Here is a 23,227-nt window from a genome sequence, read left to right as displayed (position 1 = left end):
GCGGCATCGGGGGCGGGGGCGGGGGCGGGGGCGGTCGGCGGCGAACGGCTCACCGGGACGAACCCGTCGACGAGCCCGGCCGTGACCGCGGGCGCGGCGGTGCCGGCCGGATACGTTGGCACCTGGCGTGGCGAGATCGCCACCCCGTCGGGCCTGGCGCAGAACGCCGTCGTCACGGTGCACCCGGGGCGGACCGGGCAGGCCGTGGCGCATTCCGAGATCACCGTCGACGGGCTGACCCAGCCCGACGGGCAGCTCATCCGCTGCACCGCCGATCTGCGGCTCGTGAGCGTCTCCGGCGGCCTGACCCTGCAGGACATCCCCGGTACGGGCTCGGACCCGAAGATCCTTGGCATCTCCGCGTGCTCCCACGGCGGCCGGATCTCGCTGCTCCTGCAGGCGGACGGCACGGTCCGCTTCGCCGCCGAGGCCCCCGGCACCGGCAACCCGACCGGCACCCTGACCCGAGACCGCTGACGGCTCCCGGCCGCCGTCAGCGACGGCGCAGCGCCGANGGCGGCGGCCCGGCCGCGTGTTCCTGGGCGTCGAGGAGTTCGTCGCCATGCTCACGCGTCCAGTCACCGAGCGCCTGCATCGGGCCCTCGACCAGGCTGTGCCCCAGCGAGGTCAGCGCGTACTCGACCCGGGGCGGGGCCTGCGCGAAGGCCCGGCGATCCACCAGACCGTGGGCGCACAGCCGGCGCAGCGCCTCGGTGAGGACCTTGTCGCTCAGGCCACCGATCGCTGCCCGCAGCTCGCGGCGCCGCCGAGGGCCAGGGCGAAGCGCCATCAGGACGACGGGATCCCAGGTATGGGCGAACAGGTCGGTCGTCGCCCGCAGGCGGCAGTCCGCGACCAGTTCGACGCAGGAGTCCTCGGCCTTGCTCATTCCCGCCATCGTCGCAGGTTCCCCACGCACCGATCGGTGCGTAACGAAATCTCTACCGTGGGCACCGAAGCGGTCGGCGACATGGGGAGGTACCAATGCGGATCGGGATTCTGGGCACCGGAGCCCTGGCCGAGGCACTGGGCACGGGCTGGGTCCGCGCCGGGCACGAGCTGGTGATCGGCGGTCGGTCGCGGGCGAAGGCGGAGGCGCTCGCCGGACGCCTGGGCGGCGGGACACGCGCCGACACTCCGCGGGAGGCGGTCACCGGGCAGGACGCCGTGCTGCTCGCGGTGCTGTGGAGCGGCGTCGCGGACGTGCTGCGCGACGTCGATGCGGCCGCCGGCACCCTGGCCGGGACCACCCTGATCGATCCGACGAACGCCGTGGAACATGGCGTCGGAGTGCTGCTCGCCGGGGCCGGGACATCCGCCGCCGGCCAGATCGCCGCCTGGGCACCCGGCTCCCACGTGGTGAAGGCGTTCCATCTGTTCCCCGCCGAGCAGTGGACGGCGCCGCCGCCCGGCGACGCTGCCGGCCCGGCACACGCGACGGTGGTGATCTGCGGCGACGACGCCGGCGCATTGCGGATCACCGGGGAGCTCATTCGCGCCGTCGGCGGGACGCCGGCCGTGCTGGGTCCGCTGGATCGCGCTCGTCAGCTTGAGGAGGCCGCAGGCTTCGTCATCGGCCTCGCCTTCGCTGGCGTCGACCCCAGCTCCGCCATCCCCCGCGTCCCGACCCAGTCACCGTCCCCGGACGGCTCGGTGGTCTGACCGCCGCGATGCGGCCGGACGGCCGGGAAGCAGGAGCGAGGCAACGGCCGCGGTGGCGGTGACGACTGCTGCGCCGAGCAGTGCGTGAGCATAGCCGTCGGCGAGGGCGGCGGCTACGGAGTGGGTTTGCAGGCGCGCGGCGGTGGTGGGGACGGCAACGGCGTGGGCAGCAGCGGTGGTGTGGGCGGCGAGGGTGGCCAGCGCGGCGAGGCCGAGCGCGCCGCCGACCTGCCGTGAGGTGTTGACCAGGCCGGCGGCCAGGCCGGAGTGCGCCCGGTCGATCCCCTGGGTGGCGGTGACGGTGACCGGGGTGATCGCCAGGCCCAGGCCGAGAGCGGTCAGCAGGAACGGTGCCAGCACGTCGGTGCTGTAGTCGCCGCTGACGCCGACCCGCGACAGCCACGCGAAGCCGGCCGTGCTCAGCACCATGCCGGTCGCGAGGAGGCGACGGGGGCCGAGCGTCGCGAGCAGGCGCACGGAGATCCGGGCCCCGACGATGAGGGCCAGGGTGCCGGGAAGGAGGCACAGCCCGGTGTGCACGGCGCCGAGGTGCAGGACCTGCTGCAGGTACAGCGACAGCAGGAACCACATCGGGAACAGCGCCCCGCCGATGAAGATCATGATGAGGTTCCCGCCGGCGAGGGTGCGGCGGCGCAGCATCGCCAGGGGGACCAGGGGTTGCGCGGCAGTGGACTCGATCACGACGAACCCGGCGAGCAGCAGCACCGCGGCGGCGAGGGGAACGGCGACCCGGGGGTCGGCCAGGCCGTGAGTCTCGGTGTTGACCACCCCGTAGACCAGCGCCGTCAACGCGGCGAAGACGGCTGCGGCCCCCGGCAGGTCCAGGCGGCGCAGGGCGTCCGCCGCGCGCCCGTCGGCGGCGGGGATGCGGCCGCCGGCCACGGCGAGGACGGCCGCGCCGGCCGGGACGTTGACGAACAGGACCCAGCGCCAGCCCAGGTACTGGGTGAGCNCCCCGCCCAGGACCGCGCCGGCGGCCCCGCCGGTGGTCGTCACGGTGCTCCAGGCGCCCACGGCCCGGGTGCGGGCCGTGGGCTCGGTGAACGTCGTGGTGATCAGAGTGAGGGTGGCCGGGGCGAGGAACGCGGCGCAGACTCCCTGGCCCGCCCGGGCGGCGATGAGCACGGCGCCGCTGGTCGCCAGACCGCCGGCCAGCGACGCCAGGGTGAACCCCGCCAGACCCGCCAGGAAGACACGCCGGACGCCGACGAGGTCCGCGACCCGACCGCCGAGCAGCAGCAGCCCGGCGAACCCGAGGGTGTAGGCGGTGACGATCCACTGCTGGCCCGCGGCGCTCAGGCCCAGGCCGTGCCGCATCGCGGGCAGCGCCACGTTCACGATGGACACGTCGAGAATGACCATGAACTGGGCCACGCAGGCGAGCGTCAGGATCGCGGCCTTCGAGAAGGTCGTCGAGGAGCTCGTCGAGGAGGTCGCCGCCGATGGGGCGGGGCGGGCGATCTCCTGTGGTCGAGCGGACATCGGCATGGACACGGCGCTGACCTCCCGGTCGGTCGGATGATCAGGACTTCGCCGGCTACTGTCCGTCCGTCGGCGTGCCGTCGACGAACTGCGCGAACTGCACGAGCAGGGTCAGCAGCGCCTCGGGGGCCTCGAGATGCGGCAGGTGTCCGGCTGCGGGCAGCAGGTGGAAGGCGGCGCCGGGGATGGCTGCGGCGTACTGCCGGCCGTAGGCCGGCACGGCCATCCGGTCCGCCTCGCCCCAGACCACGAGCGTGGGAACGGCGAGTCCGCCCAGCCGTCCGGCCAGGCTCGGGTCGGCCATCGTCGGGCCGCCGTAGGCCTGCAGGGCCGCCCGGTTGCCCGCGGCGACGGACTTCTGCGCGTCGGTCAGCGCGGCCAGGTTGATCCGGAACCTGTCCGGGTCGGCGTAGCTGAGGTTCACGACCTCGTCCAGCGTCAGGGCGAAGAAGTCGGCGACGGGGTGCTCGGCGCTGGTCGGGCCGACCGCGTTGAGCAGGACGAGGCGTCCGACCCGCCCGGGCGCGGCGAGGGCGAGTTCCGCGGCGGTCCAGCCGCCGATCGAGTTCCCCACGACGGTCACGTCGGTGAGGTCGAGCAGGTCCAGCAGGCCGCGGTAGACCTCGGCGAGCCGGCGGACGGAGTCGATGCCGTCGGGCCGGGGAGTACCGCCGAACCCGGGGTGCTTCGGGGTCAGGACCCGGGCCGGCCCGCGGGCGGCGAGCAGGTCGGCGAAGCCGGCGACCGAGTCAGGACCGGCGCCGCCGTGCAGCAGCAGGACGACCCGGCCCTGCCCGCGCTCGGTGACGGTGACGGGAACGGGGCCGGATGACGTGGGCACCTGGTGGACGGTCGTCGAGAGGTCCGTGGTGGTGGGCATGCGATCTCCTCGTGACAGAACGGGTGCCGCGCGGCGCCGCGCGAAGGGGCGGCGCACCGCGCGGGTTCGGCTGGGGGCGGCCGGGGCGGCCGGGTGCGGGGCCGATCAGTCGGCGTAGTCGGTGGCCACCTCGGTGGCGTACCGACTCATGACCTGTGCGGTCGCCTCGGGCGTCGCGGGGCCGGTCTGGGCGATCATCTCCCGCAGGTCGCGGAAGTACTGCACATACAGGTCCGGGGTGAAGGTGTTGAGCAGCACCAGTGGTTCGTCGCCGGGGTTGGCGAAGGTGTGCGGCGCGCCGGGCGGGATCATCGCGAGGGTGCCGGCCGGCGCGTCGTAGGTGGTGGTGCCGACGGTGAACCGGGCGGTCCCGGAGACGACGTAGAAGCCCTCGTCGTGCCGGCCGTGCCGATGTTGGGGCGGGCCGTCGGTGTGCGGGGCGAGGGTGATCTCGCCGATGCCGATGCGATGGCCGGTGGTGCTGCCGTCCTCCAGGATGCGCATCGTCGCCGGGCCGAGGTGCACGGCCTCTCCACCCCCGGGTCCGACGATCGAAGCCTTGGTGCCCATGGGATCTCCTCCACACTTCTTCGTGAGAGCTGACACGCATGAAGATAGCGAGCTCGCTTCACTGATGCAAGCGTACTCTCGCGAAGAGACATCGCCATCATGATGAGGAGGGGGACGTGAGATGGCCGTATCAGGCGCCACCGGCCGGACGAATCAGAAGGCCAGGACCCGCAAGGCCATCGTGGAGGCATGCCGTGAGCTGATCCGCTCGGGAGCCGAGGTCACGATGCCGCAGGTCGCGCAGCTCGCCCTGGTCTCCGAGGCCACCGCCTACCGCTACTTCCCCGACCTGGTCTCGCTGATCCAGGAGGCCCTGGGCGGACTGTGGCCGGAGCCGGCGCAGGCTCTCGCCCCGATCATCGGGTCGACCGATCCCGGGGAGCGCGTCGCCTTCGCCTGCGAGCACCTCCTGCGCCATGTGCTCGCCTACCAGGGCGCGGTGCGGGCGACGATCTCCCACACGATCACCGCACCGCTCCGGGCGCGGGACCGCCCCGGCCTTCGTTTCGGCCTGATCGACCACGCCCTCGCGCCGTTCCAGGACCCGGCCGGTCCGGCCTACCTCAGCCCCGCCGCGCTGGACCGCCTGAAGCTCGACCTGGCAATCACCGTCAGCGCCGAAGCCCTGTTCGTCCTGACCGACCTGTGCCGGCTGCCACCGGAGGAAGCGATCGCCAGCGCGGTATGTACGGCCACCACCCTCACCCGAGCCGCCTTCACCGACCCGCCCGCCTGACAGCGCAGGACAGGGTCAGCGCCGATAAATCGATGTACTTCCGTGGGCGCGAGATCCACAATGACCCGGTGACTGGGACTCGCACAATTCGGTCCGCGACGATGGCGGATGTGACCGCTCTCGGCGAGTTGAACGCCGACGTTCAGGAGTTGCATGTCCGTATGCAGCCAACCGATTTCCGTGCGCCTGACACAACCGCCGCCGCCGCCTACTTCCGGGAGCGGCTGACCGCACCGAACGTGCTGGTGCTGCTTGCCGACGAGGATGGCCAGGCACTTGGCTACCTGTACGCCGAGGAGCAACGCCTGGAAGCAGACGCCTTCCGGCAGTCATCCAACGTCCTGCATATCCATCACCTCTGCACTCACCCCGCCAGGCGGAGATCTGGCATCGGCCGCGCCCTGATGACCACGGCGGAACAGCACGCAGCCAGCCGATCCCTGGATACGCTGCGACTCAACACGGGAAGTTTCAACACGGACGCACAGCGGTTCTTCGGGCGACTCGGTTACGAGCCGTACAGGATTCGACTCATGCGACGTCCCTGAACTTTCGCCGGCTACCCTACTTGCAACCGTGCCGGGGCGGGCAGCTTGGAGTGCCTGGACACCTGTCGTGGACCGACTCCGTCAGCGAGCGTCGATCCCTCAACCTCGAGTGCACGCGGCGTTCCACTGAAATGCGCGAACTCTCACGCCAGGCCAGCTCAGGGCTGTGGGTGAGACGGCAGCGGCGCCGCGCCGTGGTGGGCGGTGAGCCCTCCGTCGGCGACCAGCGTCGTACCGGTGATGTAGGACGCCTCGGGCGAGGCCAGGAACCAGATGGCCGCCGCGTGCTCACGCGCCTGTCCCCAGCGCTGCATCGGGATCCGCCGGCCTACCGCCGCCGTGGACTCCGGCTCGGTCCGGTGCCGCGCCGTCAAGGGGGTCTCGCTGAGGCCCGGCGCCACCGCGTTGATCCGGATGCGCTGGGCCGCGTGATCGAGTGCCGCGGCGCGCACCATGTTGATCACCGCCGCCTTGGACGCGTTGTACGCCCAGTTCCCCGGCTCCCCCTGCAGCCCGGCACTGGACGCGGTCACGACGATCGCGCCGCCGCCGCCGGCGCGCATGGCCGGAACGACAGAACGTATCCCGATCGCGACGCCTCGCACATTGACGGCAAGGATCCGGTCAAGCCGATCGATCGCATCGGCGTCCTCCCACGGCAGGGTCCCGCCGATCCCTGCATTAAGGACCGCGACGTCCAGCCGCCCGAACCGATCGAGCGCGAGCTGCGCCATGGCCGTACCGGTCTCCTCGCGGGAGACGTCCCCGACGAGCGGCACGACCTGCTCCGATGCCGGCCGGCCGATCAGGGCGGACAGCCCGGCCTCGTCCAGGTCGACCGCGACGACCCCGAACCCCCGGGCGGCGAACAACTCCACGCACGCTCGCCCGATGCCGGACGCCGCTCCCGTGATGACGACCGACGAGGCGACCACGCTTCCTCCAGGGAGCTCGGGGAGACCACCGCGGCGGCGAATCCGGCTGGCGATGCCGACGTAAGCCTCACCCGTCGGAGTGAACGGGAATGTTCCACGTCATGACGCACAGGAGTCGAATCCCGGCCGGGCGCCCAAGCCCGATAGACGAGTCGGCCCGAAGGACGACCACCGGGCTCACCCGGCCAGGCCGCCGAGGGCTTGGAGGGTGCGATCGCGCTCGGCGGGAGTGGTGATCCCGGTGGTGTTGGCGATGAAGTTGGTGGCGCCGGCGTCGGCGAGGCGATGGAGCTGCGCTTCGAGGTGCCGCTCGTCGCCGATGATCGCGACGTCGGCGGGGTTGGTCGCGCCTTCGTGGTCGAGCATGGCCCGGTAGGAGGGCAGCTCGGCATAGCAGGCGAGGTGAGCGGCGGCGCGTCGGCGGGCCTCCTCGGGGTGGTCGGTGACGCAGACCGGCAGGCTGACCGCGACCTGCGGCGCCCCGGCGGCAGCGGCGGTGATGGCGGGCACGATGTGGTGCTCGATCGTCCGGGGCCCGGCCATCCAGGTCATGGCTCCGTCGGCGAGTTCGCCGGCGACGCGGAGCATGGCCGTGCCGAGCGCGGCGACAAGGACGACGGGCGGGGTGCTCCCGGCGACGTGACCGGCGAAACCGCTGGTGTCGGCGGTGATCATGTCTCCCTCGAAGACGACCGTGCCGTCGCGCAGCAGCGGCCGCAGGGCGCAGAGGTATTCGCGCATATACGTAGCGGGGCCGTCGAGATCGATGCCGAAGCGCCGCGCGACCGGCCGCCGGTGCAGCACGCCGAGGCCGAGAGTGAGCCGACCACCACTGGCCGCCTGAACGGTCTGCGCCTGGCTGGACATGGTGATCGGATGTCGGCTGTGGGTGACGGTGACGGCGGTGCCGAGCCCGATCCCGGGCACGTGGACGGCCAGCACGGCGAGGGCGGTGAGCGCGTCGAGGTCGTACTGCTGGCCCAGCCAGACCGAGCCGATGCCGGCCGCCGCGGCGTCTCTGACCTGGCCGACCAGCACATCGATGGCGTTCGACGCCTCGGGTCCGGGTGGCACGAGCGCGAGCCCGATCGGGATCATGCCGCCCACGCTAACCACGTCACCCCGAACTATCGAAACCACTTCAGTGGAATCCAGTGCCGGCGCCGAACCAGGGGCTACCGAAGAAGGTTGGGTCTCGCGGGCGAGGACGCCGCCAGTCCCACCTTGGTCAACCGGCTAGGTGATCCGTGGCGCGGCGGACGGACGCTTCCCCCGGACGCACTCGAGTCGCTGGTCGAACGATCCGCTCACACACTCGCCATACTCTCCGAATCGTTTCTCTCGACTGTACACGGAAAGGTAGAATGGCAGGCCGTCTACCGTGCCGACCCCCAGGGTTTCAGACGCCGCCTGGTGCCAGTCCGGATCGAGGACTGTCGTTGACCAAACCCGATTTCCCCGGCGGCAGACCGCTCGGACCGCATATTCCCAGGAACGCCGCCGATGCCGCCGCACTGTTTGGTGGCGTGCACCCAACCGGGCGGCGGCCTTCTACGGAACCACCCGATTTTCCGCGGACCCTGCGGCACCAACCACCGCGGACACGGGCAGCCGCGAGGCACATGACCGTGGCCGGAAACCCCGACCCCCGGTCGGTCGCCGTTGTAATCGGATGCGTGTTCTGGCCTGCAGATCGTTACAGGTGGATCGACCGCCAATGCCCGTCCGCGCGCGAATCTCGCGATTGTAAACCCGATTCACGAACCGCCCCACAAGAACAAGGATAAATCGGGCGAATATTCTTGCCGGTCGCACCGCGTTGCTCTAACTATCGGCGCCGCGATCACTCTGGTCGCTCCGGTAATCCTGGTCATGAACTCTCCTAGGTCGCCGTCAGGGCCGACAGCAACGGTTCCCGGTACGCCGACACCAACTTCACCCTAGATCCTAGAAGTGGAGTCCGTGGGAAACCTGGAGTCCGCGGGAAACCCGGCAAGGCCGGCGTCGAATATTCCCCGACGGGAACCCGTACCCTCGCCAGTGGAGCCGGTGAGTCCGCGGACGAATACCAGATTTTTTCCAGGGACGAGGAAGCCAGTCGAAGCGACAGGACTACATACCGTATATATGCCAGCGATCCCGGCGAGCAAAGAGACGTGACATTTTGGTTCAAAAATAACGAACTCTGTCCGCCAGACAGAGCGAATGGCGGCTTAATTTACCACATACTTCACGAGGGATAAGGGGCCGTCCTCGCCGAAGGGGGCACACGCCTCGTGCCAGCCGGGCAGCGCCACGCCGGCCGCCGGGAGAAACTCGCGCCCAGCTCGTCCGGGTCGAACGCCCCGAGCTCCGCCCGATCCCCGTCCTACTCCTCGGATCGGGGTCACGAACGAGGCGCCTTGGATCTCCGGCGACCTCCGAGGTCCACTCAGGCAAGTGCCAACCAGCGAAGGCTGGGAAGGGGTCCGAGCCGGCCGTAGAGCGATCATGCCGGACTTCGCCCGGCATGGCGACCGTCGTCGGCGAGGTCGACGCGCAGTGAACGGACTGATACATCCCCCTCCCCGGACGTGGTCCGGTCAGCCCGCGGCACGTGGCGGTTGTGTTGCTGTACAGGCGAGCGACACATAAAGGCCAGGTCGTAGTGCTGTGCAGCAGCTACGGTCCCCTGCTAGGTCCGACGGGGGTCGGACAGAGGGGACCTACCTGTAGATGCGTAGATCGCTGTTCGCCATGGGGGCCGCCGCCGTGCTCGTGGCGTTGACCGCACTTCCTGCCGCGGCCAGTCCGCCGGCCGATCCGGGTGCGCTCACGCTCGCTGTGTACGGCGACGAGCCGTATGGCACCACGCCGACGGACAACTCCGAGTTCCTCGCCACTCCGGCGTTCATCAACTCGATCAACTCGGACCCGGCCGTCGGCCTGGCCATGCACATCGGGGACATCCACTCGGGCAAGCAGTACTGCACCGCCCAGTACGACCAGTCGATCGCACAGCTCTGGCAGCAGTACCAGGTGCCGCTGGTCTACACCCCGGGCGACAACGAATGGACCGACTGCCACAAGGCGGGTGAGGGCGGCGGCACGTACGACCCGACCACAGGGAAGATCAAGTATGTGACCGACCCGGCCACCGGCCAGCCGGTCGACTACGCCGGCGGCGACCCGGTCGCGAACCTCGCGCTCCTGCGCTCGCTGTTCTTCCCCACGGCCGGGAAGACCCTCGGCAGCGGCAAGCTGCCCGTCCAGTCGCAGGCGAAGGAGTACGACCCGGCGTTCCCGTCGGACGCGCAGTACGTCGAGAACGTCATCTTCGAGCGGAAGGGCACGCTGTTCGTCACGCTGAATGTGCCGGGTGGCTCGAACAACGACGCCGACATCTGGTACGGCGCGCCGACGATGAGCACCGCGCAGGCGCGGGAGGCCGCGGAACGCACCGGTGCCGACCTGCGTTGGCTCGACCACGCGTTCGCCCAGGCCCGCCAGAACGGCGACACCTCGGTCGTCATCTCCACGCAGGCCGACATGTGGGACCTCGACGGCAAGACCGCGGCGCACCTGACCAACTACGAGCCGCTGGTCTCCAGCATCGCGTCACACACGACCGCGTTCGGCAAGCCCGTTCTGCTGATCAACGGTGACTCGCACGTCTACAGATCGGACAACCCGCTCTCGCCGACCGCTCCGTGCGTCACCGACTCCGCTGCCGGCGAGGTCAGCTGCGCAAACGAGTCCGCTGCGCACCCCGGGTACGACGTGGAGAACTTCCACCGGATCGTCGTGCACGGCAGTACGTTCCCGCTCGAATGGCTCAAGCTGACCGTGAAGCCCAGCGCGAACTACCCGGCGGGCGCCAACGCGTTCGGCCCGTTCGCCTGGCAGCGCCAGCCGCAGGCCTGACACGCCCCGCGGCGGGGCCGGTGGCTACCCGCCACCGGCCCCGCCTTCCTGAGACGCCGGCGAGGGGCAGCACACAACGGCCCCCGGCAACGTGTCCCGCGCACGCCACTATGCCTCCGAGGGGTTCGCGGCCGTCGCGATCGGCGCGCCCAACGGGGTGCTCTCGATCCGCGGCAGTCAACCCACCACCAGTCGCGTACCTCATACACACGACCTATCCGCAGAAGCATGCATCATGCACCTCTCGACCCCGCGGGTAAAAGCTCGTCAGCTCATACGGCGCCGCAAACGCCCGCTCCAACGGGATCTGCTAATCCCAGCAAGTTCGGTAAACAAGGAACGGACGGCCCCGACATCTAATGATCTTCATTGCCTCCCGGCGGTCCCCGCCGGCGGCAGCGGGTAGCACAAGTGCTATCATGAGGTCATGGACGAGATAGGGCTGCGTGAGGTGCGGCAGAACGCGAGCGAGCTGGTGCGGCGGGCCCAGGCCGGCGAGCGACTGACGATCACCGTCTCCGGTCGGCCGGCAGCCGTTCTCGGTCCAGTGACCCCGCGTGCATGGCGGCGTTGGGACGATTTCGCGGAGGTCTTCGCCCTGCCGGCCGTCGCCGACTGGTCCGGGGATCGCGACCTCGTCGACAACACCCTGACGGACCCCTGGGAAGATCGATGAATCGTGGCGTCCTCGACACCAGCGTGCTGGTCGCCACCGATGTCCTCCCGATCCCCGGCGAACTGGCGGTCAGCGTCATCAGCATCGCCGAACTCCAGTTCGGCATTCTCGTCGCTAAGACCCCCGAGGCCCGCGCGAACCGACTCGCCCGGCTCAGTGCGCTCCAACGACGATTCGACCCGCTACCGGTAGACGACGCCGTCGCCGACAGCTACGGACGACTGGCCGCCCGAGTGGTCGAAATCGGCCGCCAGCCACGGGCACGGACGATGGACCTGCTGATCGCGGCGACGGCGCACGCCCACGGGGCCAGCATCTACACCCGCAACGCCGCCGACCTTGCCGGCCTCGAAGATCTCATCACGATTGTGGCGATCTAGAAAAAGGCTGCCCCTCCGGACGTGACGTCGAAGACCAGTGACTCGGGATAGCGCGATATCGACGATCAGGGCGGCTACGCCTTGGCCGCCACCTTCATCGCCTTCTTGTAGTCCCGGACCTTGCTGCGGGACTCGGGGCTGCTGATGTCTGCGACGGAGCGGTAGCTGCCGTCCTCGCCGAACGGCGCACACGCCTCGCGCCAGCCGGGCGGGGTCACGCCGAGCTGCTTGCCGAGCAGGGCGACGAAAATCTTCGCCTTCTGCTCGCCGAAGCCGGGCAGCGCCGCGACCTGCCTGAGGAGCTGACGGCCATCGTCCGCCGTCGTCCACACCGCCGCCGCGTCACCACCGTAGGAGTCGAGCAGCAGCCGGCACAGCGACTGCACCCGCTTCGCCATCGAGCCCGGGAAACGATGCAACGCCGGCTGCCGGGAGAAGATCGCCCCCAGCTCGTCCGGATCGAACTCCGCGAGCTCCGCCGGATCCAGCGGCCGTCCCAGCCGCACTACCAGCTCGTACGGCGCGGCGAACGCCCGCTCCAACGGGATCTGCTGATCCAGCACCATCCCGATCAGCAGCGCCAACGGGTCGTTCGTCAGCAGCTCGTCCGCCTCGTCGATCTGGCTCAGGTGCAGTCCCACGGCATTACGGTAGCCGACCGCCTGACGCGGACCGCTACGGCGCCCGCCACCTGGAAGGGACCGGGACGGACAAATACGGACTGAGGCACGGGACGGATGAGCATCGAGCCTGGACGCGGGACGGCTGACACCGTTCCGGATCACCACACCGGACGACACACTGGAGCAGATCCGACGTAGTTCACCGCGATCGTCGACGGGGTCGAGGCGCGCCTTCTCCGCGAGCCCGTTCCGGAACCACGCCTCCGACGCTGCTGCTGCACGGATGGCCGACCTCGTTCGCGACGTTCCGCACGGTCATCACAGGCTCGCGCACCCGGAGACCGTCGGCGGCGATCCTCTGCTCGCAAGCCGTGGCTGGTTGGGCACCGGAACACCTCGATCGGACATCCGCATCTACCGCGGACAACGCGCGTCCCGCCGCTGCGGCTCGTCACCTTATGTGATCGCGACGCTCGCGGCCGTCGACGGTGCCGACGGTCACGGACCGAACAGCGCCAGCGGGACTACGCCGACATCATCACGTCGACGATAGGCGTGCTCCCCCGCGTAGATGACGAGGGCGTCGATCAGATCTGTCCCGATTCGGTCGCGTAGCCAGGTCAGGTGCCTGACGTCGGAATCCTCAACCCGGTCGGCCAACTTCACCTCGACCGCCAGCACGCGGCCGTCCGAGCNCTCGACTATCAGATCGACCTCATGGTCGTTGTTCTGGGTACGTAGGTGACCTACCCGGGCCTCGGCGGCCTCGGCGTAGGTATGGATGCTGAGCGCGGCGAGATGCTCGAACAGGGCCCCGAGTATCGTCCCCGCCGACAGGACGGTATTGCCCTGCTCGGCCCGCAGCAGCGCGGAGTTGTCGAGTCCGAGCAGCCGCGCGGCCAGCGCTGGATCCGCCAGATGATGCTTGGCGGACCGGCCGAGCCGGTCGAGATGGTTCCGGCTGGGAATCCACGGCGGGACCGCGTCGAGCAGCCACAGTGACGACAGAGCATCACGATAGGCAAGAGTGGTCTCCTTCGCTGGCTTGTTACCCAGGCCGGGAGTCGCCGCATCCAGAATTTTCGAGTAGGCCGTCGTCGTCGACGTGGCGGCAGCATAGGCGGCGAGCCAGGCGCGCAGTACCGTCGGGCGCCGGATCGGGTAACCCTGCTCGGGAAACTCCCGTTGAACGACATTGTCCAGGTACGCATCGAGTTCGGCTCGACGCACCCGCGGCGGCAGGCTGCGGATAGCGGGAAAGCCCGATGCCGTGATCTCCTCGACGTAGTCCGTCAACCGCACGGCGGTCGCACCCCCGACGTCGCCGTTTCCTTCGAGGAGCGCGGCGAGGCTCACAGTCGGCTCGTCGACGTCCCGCTCGGCCATGCTCAGCGGGCGCATTCGCAACGGCACGATACGCCCTGCGCCCGAGTGGACCACTGCCCCTCTGGGTACGGAACTGCCCGCCATGATGAAGTGACCGGCCGGCGAGCCAGCGTCGACCGCGCGCCGCACGTGGTCCCACACCTCGGGAAGGCGCTGCCACTCGTCGACCAGGACCGGCCCCGGCAGCCGGGTCAGGACGGTCGGATCGGCGGCCACGATCTCACGCTGGCCGGGAAGGCTGAGATCGATGATCGACTCTGCGCGCCGCATCGCGGTCGCGGTCTTGCCCACCGCCTTCGGCCCGTGGATCGACAGAGCGCGAAGATGCGGCTGAAGTGGGTCCAGTGTGTCGTCGAGGACACGACGCCGATAGTGGACCACATCCCTACTCTACCAACAGCAGATACTCTAGTCTTCCGATAGCAGGCCCGCAGGTCTGCCGATCCGACCTCGCAGGCAGCCCCGCCGCGGAGGGCAGCGGGGGTTACAAACGCGGTGCGGCGGACCAGAACCTGGCGCTACGTGTCAGGCGCTACGTGTCAGATGGGTGCGGACCGTCCCGTCCTGTTCCAGCCTGCCGATACTGGCTGGTCCAGCACCATCCCGATCAGCAGCGCCAACGGGCGTTGGTCAGCAGCTCGTCCGCCTCGGCGATCTGGCTCAGATGCAGTCCCGCGCCATCACCGTAGCTCCCGCCAACCCGGCCTCGACAGGCAACCGGCCGCGGGATGAGTTCGCCGGTGTTGCCGGTCAGCCCAGACCGGCAACACCGCACGGTCGTCGTCGGCGCTCAGGTCGATGACCTGCGTGCGCGAATCTGGTGCGGCCGCGTGCATCGAGCCATCGCTGTTTGACCGAGCCGGGTCCGCCGGTCCGTAGCGAGTGGCTGTTGCTCAGCAGGCGCTCCCCGAATCCTCGGGTGCGCGACCGGCTTCGTCGGCGAGCGCGCCCGCCAACAGTCCAAGCTGACCGAACGCCCGGGCCCGGCCTATGTGGTCGCCGTAGTCGCGGGACTCGACGATGTGCCCGTCGTGGACACGGACGACAAAGACGCACGGCAGTGTGAACTCGCCGCGGTCGCCCGTCCCGACGTACGTGAACTCGACGACGATCAGCTCGGGGTCCGCCGTCCGATGCACGACGATGTTCGTCGGCTCGAACCGTCGGATGCCGGCTGCCCCACCGGCCCCCGCCGCGAAGTGCTCCCGTAGCTCGGCACGGGTTCGCAACGGATGATCGCCGAGCGGTGCGAGCGGATGCCGCACATCCGTCCGTTCCGCATACAGACCGGCGAGTACGTCGAGCTGACGTTCTCGCTCGTCCGACGCTAGATCGTCGGCCATCAGCCGGCCCACGCCAGCGACAACCATGCGAATGACGTCACCTGGATCAGGTGCCGGCAGCATCGAACCGCCAAAACAAAGTCGCGACTCCGCAACGGTATCGAAGTCTGGACTCCACTTGCAAGCTTGGCTGGTCCGACCGGGAGGAGGTGGGCCATCCGGAGGAACGCCAGCCAGGGCGGTCCGCTCACGGCCAACCACGCCCGCCGGACGGTCGTCACATCGCACGGAGGAGGGGCGGAAAGGAGTGGTCCTGCCAGATCAGCCGGGATCGCTCCTCCGGGTAGGCGGTGACGAGCGAGGTGGAGTCGAAGACCTGGGTGAGGCGTCGGTCGCGATCGTAGGGCGGCCAGCCGGGGTCGCCCCGGGTGGCGAACGTGGTCCAGGCGGCCCGCATCCGCGCCGACAGCGCCATCGCCTCGGAGGTGGGGCGCTCGCCGATCAGCAGGGCAGGCTGGCCGCTGGTGAGGGTGCCGAACACAAGCGGAACGTCGAGGCCGTGGCAGGCGCCGAGGGCGCCGCCCAGGCCCGGGGCCGGCCAGGTCAACTCGTAGAGGTGCACCTGGCCGCCGCCCGCGACCTGCGCCTGCGCGAGGTGCAGGGTGGGCATCCGGAACAGCCAGTCCGAGTGCACCAGTTCGTACAACTCGTCGGGGCCCGCGTCCGGGTAGGCGTCACGGTAACGGCGGGCGCCGTCCGGGCCGGGGGCGAAGACCTGGAGCGCGGTCGCCGCCTGATCGGATGTCACCTGGCCGAGCAGGCCGGTGAGGGCGGTGAACAACCGCTGTTCGTCGCGGGTGTGGCCGGCGAGAAGGTCTACCTCCCGGCTGGAGCCGGCCGCCACAGCCTGCCACGGCGTGGCCGGCAGGACCTCGCCGTCGACGACGGGCGCGAACAGGATCGACCGGTGTGCGGCCTGGCCCCAGCGCTGCGCCCGGGCGGCCATCGTGGCGGCCACGGTGTCACCGGCGAGGGCCAGCAGAGCCGGGTCCACGCCTGCCAGGTCCGCGACGCAGGGACGCAGTCCCAGTTCGTCGGCGCAGGTGCTGGCGATGTCGGCGGCGAGCTGCGGCGAGAAGAAGGTGCCCGGCACGCTCTGGGCGACGGCTCGGCGGAACAGCCCGGCCGCCCGGGGCATGGCCAGCAGGGCGGCGACCGATCCGCCGCCGGCGGACTCGCCGAACACCGTGATCTCGTTCGGGTCGCCACCGAAGGCGGCGATGTTGTCGCGTACCCATTCCAGGGCGGCGACCTGGTCGAGCAGGCCGCGGTTGGGGGGCGCTCCGGCGATCTGGGCGAAGCCCTCCATCCCGAGGCGGTAGTTGAAGGTCACCACGACCACGCCGCCGTCCCGGGCCAGGTGACCGCCGTCGAACTCGGGCCGGCTGGACGCGCCGATCGCGTACGCACCGCCGTAGATCCAGACCATCACCGGAAGCGTCGCGGCCGGGCCGGGCTCAGGCGACCAGACGTTGACCGTCAGCCAGTCGTCGCCCGCCGCGCCCTGGGATGACGGGTCCCGGCCGAGCACCTCGGACTGCGGCGGTGGGGGGCCGTAGGACCGGGCCGCCCGCACTCCGTCCCAGCTCGCGGCCGGCCGCGGCGCGGCGAAGCGGAGCCCGCCGACCGGCGGCTCGGCGTAGGGGATGCCACGAAAGACCGCCACGCCCGACTCCAGGCTGCCGCGCAGCGCCCCGCCCGCCGCGCGGACCTCGGGCTGGGACGCGGCAGACGCCGGTCCGGCGACGGCGGTCGTCATGGTTCCTCCTGCGCGGACGCCGGGCACTCGATCGTGACCGCGGGCGGCAGCATCATCACGCAGGACCGGAAGCCTCGCCAACCATTTATCGGCGATCAATACGCGGGGAGGTGGCCAGAGGTGCACGCGTGCGAGCTGACCGGAGCGGGCGGTTGACGGTAGGGATCAATCCCCCGTCGAGGCGGAGGTTGACGCCCGTCCCGAGTCGCCTATGACGACGAGGGGTCGGAAAGTGCCCCAACTATGATCATCGCGCAGAGCAGGCCGACCACGACTCCGATCACGACCCAGATCCGGCTCCATTGCCATGCTCGGCGAGCAGCCTGGAGATCGTTCCGCGCGAGATCCCTCCTCCATCTTCTGCCATACCAGACGGCGAGCAGTCCGGCCGGCGGCATCAGGATTACCGCAAAGAAGACCATGATCTCGTAAATTTCGGTTGCCAGCAGCGATGGCGGCGACATCGCGGAATTGGGAAACACTCGCGGCTGGCCGGGAAAAGGCGAAGGGCGCCCCCGGGGCGGATAATTCCGCCACTCGTAGTGACCGGTTGGATAGTACCGGTTCGTCGGCCACTGGTAGGCACCCGGGTAAGACCCTCCGGTCGGCCACGAAGGTGGCGGAGGTGGCGGCGGAGGCGGAGGCGGTGGTGGAGGAGGTGGCGGCGGAGGCGGAGGCGGTGGTGGAGGAGGTGGCGGCGGAGGCGGAGGCGGTGGTGGAGGAGGTGGCGGAGGTGGCGGAGGTGGCGGACCTTGCGGTGAGGGCTGATCCCACAGGCTGGTCCGGCGTGGGTTCCTGGCGTTCTGGCTGGTCGATGCCGCGCGAGATTTTCGGGGGCCGCCGGCCGACCCGGCCACCGAGGCGGCCGAAACCGACCGCAGGTGGGCGTCATAGCCGTCCCGCCATCTTTTCAGGATCTCGTAGGCGAGGGTGATGAGCCGCATCCGGCGATCCGAATCCCGGTCTCTGCTGTCCGGATTATCGGGATGGTTTTCCCGGGCGCGGGCCCGGTACTGCCGGTGGATTTCCGCCTGACTGGCGGTGCTGGTCACCCCGAGTATGTCGTAGGCATTGTTGTCACCGAGATCGCGAATCAGTCGTCCGAGCGGGGTCATCGTCCGATCCGCTGGACGACGTCGCCGCGGTAGCAGGCCAGTGACCAGTGCGCCGTCGCGGCCGTGTGACCCGCCGGCACGATCATGCTTCCGGCCGCGACGGTCACCTGGGCTGGACCGGCCAGGACGAAGGTGTAGTTGGCGAGCTCGGAAGGCCAGCCGTTGTTGTCGTATCCCTCGTAGTGCCACTCGGTCCGCAGAATCTCCTGCCCGTCCAGGAAGGGCTCCTGCAGCAGGTGTTGCGCATACGCGGGAAGGTAGCCGAAGGCCCGCCGCGCCGGCGCACCGATCTTGATCGGCAGCGCCGCGCGGGAATCCGGCGGTGGCAGGTAGCGATTCTCCAACCCCGGCGTGGTGCCGACAGTCGGGCGGCTGCGGCCGGGGCCGGGCGGTGGCCGGTGCTCGATCGCCTTGCGCCGCAGAGACCCCTCGCGCAGCAGGTACGAGCTGAGCCGGTAGGTCGGCGAATGATCCGTACGGATCGCCGGTTCGGCGAGGCAGAGTCCCCTGGGCCCGAAGGCGACGCCCTTGACCCGCTGGTCGTCGCCCTGCACGATCGCCCACCAGGCGTAGATCGGTCCGGTCCGGGCCTCCATGCGGGCCTTCACCGCGCCATCGAGCTCACTCCAGCACTCGTCGCGCAGCTTCGCGCCCGACGAGAAGGGCAGCTCCTCCGCACGGAAAGTGGTCGACGTCCGCGCCTGGCCCACGACGGCCGGGGAACGTCCGGCCGGGGAACGTCCGGCCGGGGAACGCAGCACCACGTCACGACCGGGATGGGCGTTCCCCGGTGAGCCGACTGGTGACCACGGCTGCACGGGTCCGTGGCCTGAATCGGAAGGGGCATTTTCCCACTCGGAAGGCATCATCGAACCCATCCATCGTGTTGTCAGCCGACCACCTTTGGTGCGAATTCTACGTGATGGCCGGCCGTCTCCCGCGTTTCTCTCATCGCCCGGCTTCGCTTGGAGATATGGTTGCCGCCGAAGTGATCAGCACACCTGATCAAAGACGAGCGCTGCGGTCGTCACTGCCGGTCGTACGGAACCGCAGCTCATGCGGCTCCGGCCTCACCGGCGGCCTTCCTCTGCTTTTTGTCGCCGCGGACCTTGTCGCGATAGTGCTGATCGACGATGTCGGCCACCGAGAGGTAGCTCCCAGCCTCATCGAACGCAGTGGCGGCCTCCCCCAGCCCGGAGGATCGACACCGAGTTGCCGGCCAGCAGTGCAACGAAGATCTTCGCCTTCTGCGCGCCGGAACCCGGCAGTGCCGCGACCTATTTCAACAAGCACACGGCCGTCCGCCGCGCTCGTCCGGACCGCCGCCACGTCGCCGTCGTAGGAGTCCAGGATCAACCGGCAGAGCGACTGCACCCGCATCGTTCGTCAGCGGATCGTCCGCCGCGGGAAGCCGGCTGGTGGGTTGTCAGCAGCGCACCACCACGGCTGGTACGCCGCCCGCCTGAACGAGCCGGGTAATGTCCTTGGGGTCGCTGGTCAGGATGCGGTCGCCTGGGCGGACGAGCAGGGCGACCATCGCGTCAACCACATCGGAGGTACCGGTGCGGCCAAGTAGCACACCGGCATCGCGGCCGGTCCGGTCGTCAACGGTGCACACCTCCACCGCGCGTAGCAGGCGGGTCAGCGCGGCCTGCCGCCCGGCGTGATCCCGCCAGACCTGGGCAACGACGACGGCGTTGCTCCGTAGCCCGATGCCCCGCTGCTGCGCAACCCGGAGTCGGGCGACCATCTCCCGATCGCCGCGCTCGACAGCCAGAAGCGCGCCCGCGTCGAGAACGAGCGCGCTCACGCCGCCGACTGATCCGCGCGCAGGCCCAGCTCGCGCTCAGCCCGCGCCAGTTCCTCCGGCGTCAACGCCGGGTTTGCCGTCTCCCACGAGTCAAGGAACTCGGCGAGGGCATCGGCTCGAAGCTTCGCGGCAGCGGCGCCCGCGAGCCAGGCCGACAGCCCGACGCCAGCGCGCCGGGCGGCGTCCCGAACCGCGTCGCCCAGTTCGCCGTCGAACGAGACGCTCATCTTGTCGACCTTCACCGCTCCAGAATACCGGGGTAGCAACTACCGCGGTATGTCATCTCGGTGTGGCTCGTCCACGATGTCTGCCGGGCAGGAGGGATCAGGGGCGGCGGTGGGTAATCGGCGGCTCTGCCATCGCCGTGGGCGAGCCCGATCGCGGTCAGGACTGTCGCGCCCGCCGGACAGTCCTCACATCACGCGCAGGAGGAGGGGCGGAAAGGAGTGGTCCTGCCAGATCAGCCGGGATCGCTCCTCCGGGTAGGCGGTGACGAGCGAGGCGGTGTCGAAGACCTTGGTGAGGCGTCGGGCGGAATCGTGGGCCGGCCAGCCAGGGTCGCCCCGGGTGGCGAACGTGGTCCAGGCGGTCCGGCGACGGCGGCTCGGCCACCGATGGTCGGTGGCCAGCAGGTCATTCGCCAGCAGCTCGTCCGCGTCGTCGTCCCTCGCCCCTCGTCTCGCGATCGCCGGCGTCCGAGCAGTGACATCGCGGTCGCCGCGAGTCCGAGAGTTCAGGGCAGCTTCTCCTGCTGTCACTGAGCAACGGCACCAAACACGGTTACGCGATCGCCACGAATGTGTTGGAACAGACCGCGGCCGGTCTGACTGCGGCCCGCCGGTCCCCGCGCCCGCGCCGACGCCCTGACTCGCTCGGCCAGGGTGAGGAGGGCCCGGGCTGGAGGCGTGGGCGGTTAACGCCCGGCACGGCATTCGGCCGGTGCGTGGGTGGGTAGGCACGTCCATCGCTGCCGGTGAGCCGTCAGGCGGCCGGGCCTCCCACTGGCAGGCGCCGCCGCGAGTACAACCCACAGCGGCGCCGTGGCGGGCCGGTGCGCACGGCGATCAACTGATTACCAGTGCCGGGCACGCCCGGACCACCGCGATACCCCGGCTCGGGCTGCCCAGCCGGAAGCGGACCCGGTTGTACAGGACGGTCCCCGACACGGCGCGGCCCTTGACCATCGGCTCGCCGGGCAGAAGCGTGAAGGTCCAGTGTCCTGCCTGTTCGCAGTCGGGCAGCTGGGCGCCGCTCTGCAACACCCGGGCCCCCCAGATCTGCCGGACCATGAGACGGCGGGTGTCGACGCCCGCCACGGTGTACGCCGCCTCCGGGCCGTTCACGATGTCGTTGTAGCTGCCGAGGTGGATGCCTGCGGCGCCGGTGATCGTGGCGACCATCGTCCACGGGACCCCGGGTTCGACGGCCACCTCGCCCGCCGGCAGAGCACGGTCCACGACATCGCCGGCGTCCGAGCCGGTCTGATCCCGGCGGACAGCCGGGTCGAGCCCGCCGCGGGTGTCGAGCCGGCCGGGATCGGGCACCAGCAGGATGCCGTAGACGGCCGCGTCGGCGAACCGGGCGTCGGCAAAATGAGTGGACAGCGCGACCGTCGCGCGGCGTGCCCGATCCCACTGGTCCGGGGTGAAAGCGTCCCGCAGGTATTCCGCCGAGGGCACCGGAAGACCGGCTCTTTCGGTGCCCTCGCGTACGGACTCGCAGGTGTTCCAGCCGGAGCGGGCCAGTATCTCGATCTGCGCGCGCGCGAAAGCGGTGGTATCCGACACCGGGAACCTGTCCATGCTCAGATGCAGTCCCACCACGTCACCGTAGCCCGGACCGAGCGAATGTCCCACGACGGGGCGGTGCCGGCTCCCGCGGTGGCACGGCACCGAGGCCAGCCGGCTCCCGCCGGCATGCCGGAGCACAGTCGATCTGGTTCAGGGGAAGCCTCACCGCACAACCGCTGCTATCGGTTGGGAAGGTCGGCCGCCACCAGGTCGGTGTGGATGAAGTCCAGGCCCTTGAACAGCAGCGGCTCCCGCCGCGCGGCCGTGAGCGCATACGCAAAGCAGTCACCGAAGTTCAGCCGGGCAGGGCTACCGCTCCCCCGGCCAAAGTCCCGGTACGCCTGCCTGGCCAGAGCCGCGTGCTCCGCGGTGACCGCGACCACCTCTATGTCAGCCACCCTGACGAGTTCGTCAAACCGCCGACTGGCGACCGGGTCACGGACCGAATCGACGACGACCGCGGCCTCCACGTAATTCACGGCTGACATCGCCGGGCTGGCCGCGTTGGCCAGGGCAGCGGCATAACGAGGCGCCTCGGGCTCCGCTCGGATGATGGCGACGAGTGCGGAAGAGTCCACGATCATGCCGGCAAACCATAATCATCATAGAGGTCGTCGATGCTCATAGTAGAGGCGGAAACCGCCGACGCTATCTGGCGGCCAAGGTCCACGATGCGGGCGGCTCGCCGTTCACCCGACTCGCGATCAGCACGAATCCGGTCCAGACGTTCACGGATGGCCACGGTCACGGCCGTTGTGATGGTCTCCCCTGTCAACTCGGCCAACTCGCGGCTGAGCCGCTGCGCCTCCTCGTTCTTGATGTTCAGCGCCATCTCCGACCCCGTCCACCATGGAAGCTCCAAGTTCCACCATGCTACACCGACTGGCCGGATCGCCGCCCGCCGCGCGGACTTCGGGCCGGGAGCGGCTTCTCAGTTCGGGCCCACGTCGAAGGCGACGACCCACTGCTCCTGGCCGCGGACCATCGCGTGGATCTCCGTCACCCGCACGCCGGTCTGCGGATTCGACTCGTAGATCTCCCGAGATCTCCCGATGCACGCCGACCCCCACCGAGAAGTTGGGCGTCTCGGTGTCGGCCACCGCGTACTCGACGACATCGGCCAGGCCGGCGACGGAAGCACGCCGCGGCGCGGTGAGGTCGATGCTCGCGCGCAGGAACAGGATTCGCAGGACGTCGTCACCGGCTATCGGCACCACCCGACCGTCCGCCTGGGTGAGCTCGCTCCTGGCCACCCAGCGGAACTCGTAGGTGGGGAACGACGCCCCGCGGAAGGTGAAGGCGATCCGGTCGTAGCCGGCGGGCCGACCGTTCTGACGATGACCGATCGCGGCGATTCCCACCAGGTTCGGCGTCGGGCCGTCGTACGGGTGGGCGACCGACCCACCGTTCCCGGAAGCGTTGGGCCACTGCCACTGGTACGCGACCCGCGAGGAGATCACCCGGATCGTGGCCGGCGCGGTAGGCGTCGGACGCGGGCTGAGCCGTGCGCTCGGTGTTGCCCGCGGCGGGGTTTGCAGCGGGGTTTCTCCGGTCCCGGGAGCGCTGTTCGACGGCCTGGTCGCCGTGATGCCGGGGGACGCGCCGGTT

At 70.0% G+C, this 23,227-nt stretch carries 27 protein-coding genes and 3 pseudogenes; 9 read left to right on the top strand and 21 right to left on the bottom strand.

Annotated features, from left to right (window positions below; all coding sequences use genetic code 11):
• Nucleotides 1-477: pseudogene (locus FF36_RS35485) on the top strand (hypothetical protein); the annotation flags it as partial.
• A 38-nt stretch (nt 478-515) separates the two neighbouring features.
• Here FF36_RS35485 and FF36_RS16745 read toward each other — a convergent pair.
• The coding region (locus FF36_RS16745) for a winged helix-turn-helix transcriptional regulator (RefSeq protein WP_206778461.1) at nt 516-889 on the bottom strand (374 nt) is incomplete at its 3' end.
• A 95-nt stretch (nt 890-984) separates the two neighbouring features.
• Between FF36_RS16745 and FF36_RS16740 the strand changes: the two genes are divergently transcribed.
• On the top strand, nt 985-1,662 hold the full coding sequence (locus FF36_RS16740; protein WP_044886013.1) for an NADPH-dependent F420 reductase: 678 nt from the start codon (nt 985-987) through the stop codon (nt 1,660-1,662).
• Here FF36_RS16740 and FF36_RS38215 read toward each other — a convergent pair.
• Both FF36_RS38215 and FF36_RS38210 read right to left on the bottom strand, forming a co-directional pair.
• Nucleotides 1,633-2,635: pseudogene (locus FF36_RS38215) on the bottom strand (MFS transporter); the annotation flags it as partial. The gene FF36_RS16740 and the pseudogene FF36_RS38215 overlap by 30 nt on opposite strands.
• A gap of 1 nt (nt 2,636) precedes the next feature.
• On the bottom strand, nt 2,637-3,000 hold a 364-nt coding region (locus FF36_RS38210), incomplete at its 3' end, for an MFS transporter (RefSeq protein ID WP_242422565.1).
• 37 nt (nt 3,001-3,037) lie between these two features.
• Between FF36_RS38210 and FF36_RS38205 the strand changes: the two genes are divergently transcribed.
• On the top strand, nt 3,038-3,205 hold the full coding sequence (locus FF36_RS38205; RefSeq protein ID WP_242418779.1) for a hypothetical protein: 168 nt from the start codon (nt 3,038-3,040) through the stop codon (nt 3,203-3,205).
• A 15-nt stretch (nt 3,206-3,220) separates the two neighbouring features.
• Here FF36_RS38205 and FF36_RS16730 read toward each other — a convergent pair whose 3' ends face one another.
• The gene (locus FF36_RS16730) at nt 3,221-4,045 is read right to left on the bottom strand and encodes an alpha/beta fold hydrolase (RefSeq protein ID WP_044886012.1); all 825 of its coding nucleotides are present in this window, start codon (nt 4,043-4,045) and stop codon (nt 3,221-3,223) included.
• Between the two features lie 105 nt (nt 4,046-4,150).
• Nucleotides 4,151-4,615, bottom strand: a complete 465-nt coding sequence (locus FF36_RS16725) for a cupin domain-containing protein (protein WP_044886011.1) — start codon at nt 4,613-4,615, stop codon at nt 4,151-4,153.
• Nucleotides 4,616-4,736: 121 nt separating this feature from the next.
• Here FF36_RS16725 and FF36_RS16720 point away from each other — a divergent pair, with 121 nt between their 5' ends.
• Nucleotides 4,737-5,351, top strand: a complete 615-nt coding sequence (locus FF36_RS16720; protein ID WP_044886010.1) for a TetR/AcrR family transcriptional regulator — start codon at nt 4,737-4,739, stop codon at nt 5,349-5,351.
• Between the two features lie 101 nt (nt 5,352-5,452).
• Nucleotides 5,453-5,899 (top strand): GNAT family N-acetyltransferase, encoded by a 447-nt coding sequence (locus FF36_RS16715; protein WP_206778460.1) that lies wholly within the window; start codon nt 5,453-5,455, stop codon nt 5,897-5,899.
• 158 nt (nt 5,900-6,057) lie between these two features.
• On the opposite strand, the gene FF36_RS16710 is transcribed toward FF36_RS16715, so the two are convergent.
• Together FF36_RS16710 and FF36_RS16705 are read right to left on the bottom strand one after the other, a co-directional pair.
• Nucleotides 6,058-6,834, bottom strand: a complete 777-nt coding sequence (locus FF36_RS16710; RefSeq protein WP_044886008.1) for an SDR family NAD(P)-dependent oxidoreductase — start codon at nt 6,832-6,834, stop codon at nt 6,058-6,060.
• Nucleotides 6,835-7,011: 177 nt separating this feature from the next.
• Complete coding sequence (locus FF36_RS16705) at nt 7,012-7,932, bottom strand: LLM class F420-dependent oxidoreductase (RefSeq protein ID WP_044886007.1); 921 nt, start codon at nt 7,930-7,932, stop codon at nt 7,012-7,014.
• 90 nt (nt 7,933-8,022) lie between these two features.
• Between FF36_RS16705 and FF36_RS40415 the strand changes: the two genes are divergently transcribed.
• The 4 genes from FF36_RS40415 to FF36_RS16690 all read left to right on the top strand — a co-directional run bounded on the left by FF36_RS40415 (nt 8,023) and on the right by FF36_RS16690 (nt 11,793).
• Nucleotides 8,023-8,277: a toll/interleukin-1 receptor domain-containing protein gene (locus FF36_RS40415; RefSeq protein ID WP_339325609.1), complete on the top strand. Its 255-nt coding sequence runs from the start codon at nt 8,023-8,025 to the stop codon at nt 8,275-8,277.
• Nucleotides 8,278-9,549: 1,272 nt separating this feature from the next.
• Nucleotides 9,550-10,737, top strand: coding sequence for a hypothetical protein (locus FF36_RS16700; RefSeq protein WP_052681173.1), 1,188 nt, complete (start codon nt 9,550-9,552; stop codon nt 10,735-10,737).
• Nucleotides 10,738-11,164: 427 nt separating this feature from the next.
• Nucleotides 11,165-11,413 (top strand): type II toxin-antitoxin system Phd/YefM family antitoxin, encoded by a 249-nt coding sequence (locus tag FF36_RS16695; RefSeq protein ID WP_044886005.1) that lies wholly within the window; start codon nt 11,165-11,167, stop codon nt 11,411-11,413.
• Nucleotides 11,410-11,793 (top strand): type II toxin-antitoxin system VapC family toxin, encoded by a 384-nt coding sequence (locus FF36_RS16690; protein WP_044886004.1) that lies wholly within the window; start codon nt 11,410-11,412, stop codon nt 11,791-11,793. The genes FF36_RS16695 and FF36_RS16690 overlap by 4 nt, the downstream gene beginning before the upstream one ends.
• 74 nt (nt 11,794-11,867) lie before the next feature.
• Here the strand turns inward: FF36_RS16690 and FF36_RS16685 are convergent, their stop codons facing one another.
• From FF36_RS16685 to FF36_RS40880, 14 genes and pseudogenes are all read right to left on the bottom strand, one after another.
• Nucleotides 11,868-12,434, bottom strand: a complete 567-nt coding sequence (locus FF36_RS16685; protein ID WP_044886003.1) for an HhH-GPD-type base excision DNA repair protein — start codon at nt 12,432-12,434, stop codon at nt 11,868-11,870.
• Between the two features lie 480 nt (nt 12,435-12,914).
• Nucleotides 12,915-13,111: pseudogene (locus tag FF36_RS40030) on the bottom strand (AAA family ATPase); the annotation flags it as partial.
• Nucleotide 13,112: 1 nt separating this feature from the next.
• Nucleotides 13,113-14,183: ATP-binding protein (locus FF36_RS16680; protein WP_277912946.1), on the bottom strand; the 1,071-nt coding region annotated here is incomplete at its 3' end.
• Nucleotides 14,184-14,695: 512 nt separating this feature from the next.
• A complete protein-coding gene (locus tag FF36_RS32905; RefSeq protein WP_236705885.1) occupies nt 14,696-15,172 on the bottom strand; it encodes a nuclear transport factor 2 family protein in 477 nt (158 codons plus the stop codon).
• 190 nt (nt 15,173-15,362) lie between these two features.
• Nucleotides 15,363-16,904 carry a carboxylesterase/lipase family protein gene (locus FF36_RS16670; RefSeq protein WP_044886001.1) on the bottom strand — a complete coding sequence of 514 codons (1,542 nt, stop codon included), beginning with the start codon at nt 16,902-16,904 and terminating at the stop codon, nt 15,363-15,365.
• Between the two features lie 209 nt (nt 16,905-17,113).
• On the bottom strand, nt 17,114-18,019 hold the full coding sequence (locus FF36_RS40885) for a J domain-containing protein (RefSeq protein ID WP_082121973.1): 906 nt from the start codon (nt 18,017-18,019) through the stop codon (nt 17,114-17,116).
• On the bottom strand, nt 18,016-18,729 hold the full coding sequence (locus tag FF36_RS16660) for a hypothetical protein (RefSeq protein WP_128423325.1): 714 nt from the start codon (nt 18,727-18,729) through the stop codon (nt 18,016-18,018). The genes FF36_RS40885 and FF36_RS16660 overlap by 4 nt, the downstream gene beginning before the upstream one ends.
• 716 nt (nt 18,730-19,445) lie before the next feature.
• Nucleotides 19,446-19,829 (bottom strand): hypothetical protein, encoded by a 384-nt coding sequence (locus tag FF36_RS16655; protein ID WP_044885998.1) that lies wholly within the window; start codon nt 19,827-19,829, stop codon nt 19,446-19,448.
• Nucleotides 19,826-20,056 (bottom strand): hypothetical protein, encoded by a 231-nt coding sequence (locus tag FF36_RS16650; protein WP_128423324.1) that lies wholly within the window; start codon nt 20,054-20,056, stop codon nt 19,826-19,828. Before FF36_RS16650 ends, FF36_RS16655 begins: the two co-directional genes overlap by 4 nt.
• A 186-nt stretch (nt 20,057-20,242) precedes the next feature.
• The gene (locus FF36_RS38200; RefSeq protein ID WP_044885996.1) at nt 20,243-20,587 is read right to left on the bottom strand and encodes a hypothetical protein; all 345 of its coding nucleotides are present in this window, start codon (nt 20,585-20,587) and stop codon (nt 20,243-20,245) included.
• A 306-nt stretch (nt 20,588-20,893) separates the two neighbouring features.
• Nucleotides 20,894-21,616 carry a hypothetical protein gene (locus tag FF36_RS16640; protein WP_199865418.1) on the bottom strand — a complete coding sequence of 241 codons (723 nt, stop codon included), beginning with the start codon at nt 21,614-21,616 and terminating at the stop codon, nt 20,894-20,896.
• Between the two features lie 182 nt (nt 21,617-21,798).
• Nucleotides 21,799-22,203 carry a type II toxin-antitoxin system VapC family toxin gene (locus FF36_RS16635; protein WP_044885995.1) on the bottom strand — a complete coding sequence of 135 codons (405 nt, stop codon included), beginning with the start codon at nt 22,201-22,203 and terminating at the stop codon, nt 21,799-21,801.
• Complete coding sequence (locus FF36_RS16630) at nt 22,200-22,451, bottom strand: type II toxin-antitoxin system VapB family antitoxin (protein ID WP_044885994.1); 252 nt, start codon at nt 22,449-22,451, stop codon at nt 22,200-22,202. Before FF36_RS16630 ends, FF36_RS16635 begins: the two co-directional genes overlap by 4 nt.
• Nucleotides 22,348-22,980 carry an AMIN-like domain-containing (lipo)protein gene (locus FF36_RS40880; protein WP_422615096.1) on the bottom strand — a complete coding sequence of 211 codons (633 nt, stop codon included), beginning with the start codon at nt 22,978-22,980 and terminating at the stop codon, nt 22,348-22,350. The genes FF36_RS16630 and FF36_RS40880 overlap by 104 nt, the downstream gene beginning before the upstream one ends.
• Nucleotides 22,981-23,227 lie beyond the last annotated feature (247 nt).

The sequence above is a fragment of the Frankia torreyi genome (assembly GCF_000948395.1).
In the GTDB taxonomy this organism is placed as follows: Bacteria; Actinomycetota; Actinomycetes; order Frankiales; family Frankiaceae; genus Frankia; species Frankia torreyi.
This window is presented reverse-complemented; position numbering and strand designations above follow the sequence as displayed.

What these genes read in the sequence shown, in the direction of transcription:
- FF36_RS16630 (WP_044885994.1), bottom strand. Translation starts at nt 22,451, where the DNA reads ATGGCGCTGAACATCAAGAACGAGGAGGCGCAGCGGCTCAGCCGCGAG.
- FF36_RS16720 (WP_044886010.1), top strand. Translation starts at nt 4,737, where the DNA reads ATGGCCGTATCAGGCGCCACCGGCCGGACGAATCAGAAGGCCAGGACC.
- FF36_RS16740 (WP_044886013.1), top strand. Translation starts at nt 985, where the DNA reads ATGCGGATCGGGATTCTGGGCACCGGAGCCCTGGCCGAGGCACTGGGC.
- FF36_RS16700 (WP_052681173.1), top strand. Translation starts at nt 9,550, where the DNA reads ATGCGTAGATCGCTGTTCGCCATGGGGGCCGCCGCCGTGCTCGTGGCG.
- FF36_RS38205 (WP_242418779.1), top strand. Translation starts at nt 3,038, where the DNA reads ATGACCATGAACTGGGCCACGCAGGCGAGCGTCAGGATCGCGGCCTTC.
- FF36_RS16725 (WP_044886011.1), bottom strand. Translation starts at nt 4,615, where the DNA reads ATGGGCACCAAGGCTTCGATCGTCGGACCCGGGGGTGGAGAGGCCGTG.
- FF36_RS16705 (WP_044886007.1), bottom strand. Translation starts at nt 7,932, where the DNA reads ATGATCCCGATCGGGCTCGCGCTCGTGCCACCCGGACCCGAGGCGTCG.
- FF36_RS16635 (WP_044885995.1), bottom strand. Translation starts at nt 22,203, where the DNA reads ATGATCGTGGACTCTTCCGCACTCGTCGCCATCATCCGAGCGGAGCCC.
- FF36_RS32905 (WP_236705885.1), bottom strand. Translation starts at nt 15,172, where the DNA reads ATGGTTGTCGCTGGCGTGGGCCGGCTGATGGCCGACGATCTAGCGTCG.
- FF36_RS16730 (WP_044886012.1), bottom strand. Translation starts at nt 4,045, where the DNA reads ATGCCCACCACCACGGACCTCTCGACGACCGTCCACCAGGTGCCCACG.
- FF36_RS16670 (WP_044886001.1), bottom strand. Translation starts at nt 16,904, where the DNA reads ATGACGACCGCCGTCGCCGGACCGGCGTCTGCCGCGTCCCAGCCCGAG.
- FF36_RS16695 (WP_044886005.1), top strand. Translation starts at nt 11,165, where the DNA reads ATGGACGAGATAGGGCTGCGTGAGGTGCGGCAGAACGCGAGCGAGCTG.
- FF36_RS16715 (WP_206778460.1), top strand. Translation starts at nt 5,453, where the DNA reads ATGGCGGATGTGACCGCTCTCGGCGAGTTGAACGCCGACGTTCAGGAG.
- FF36_RS16650 (WP_128423324.1), bottom strand. Translation starts at nt 20,056, where the DNA reads ATGAGCGTCTCGTTCGACGGCGAACTGGGCGACGCGGTTCGGGACGCC.
- FF36_RS40885 (WP_082121973.1), bottom strand. Translation starts at nt 18,019, where the DNA reads ATGACCCCGCTCGGACGACTGATTCGCGATCTCGGTGACAACAATGCC.
- FF36_RS16690 (WP_044886004.1), top strand. Translation starts at nt 11,410, where the DNA reads ATGAATCGTGGCGTCCTCGACACCAGCGTGCTGGTCGCCACCGATGTC.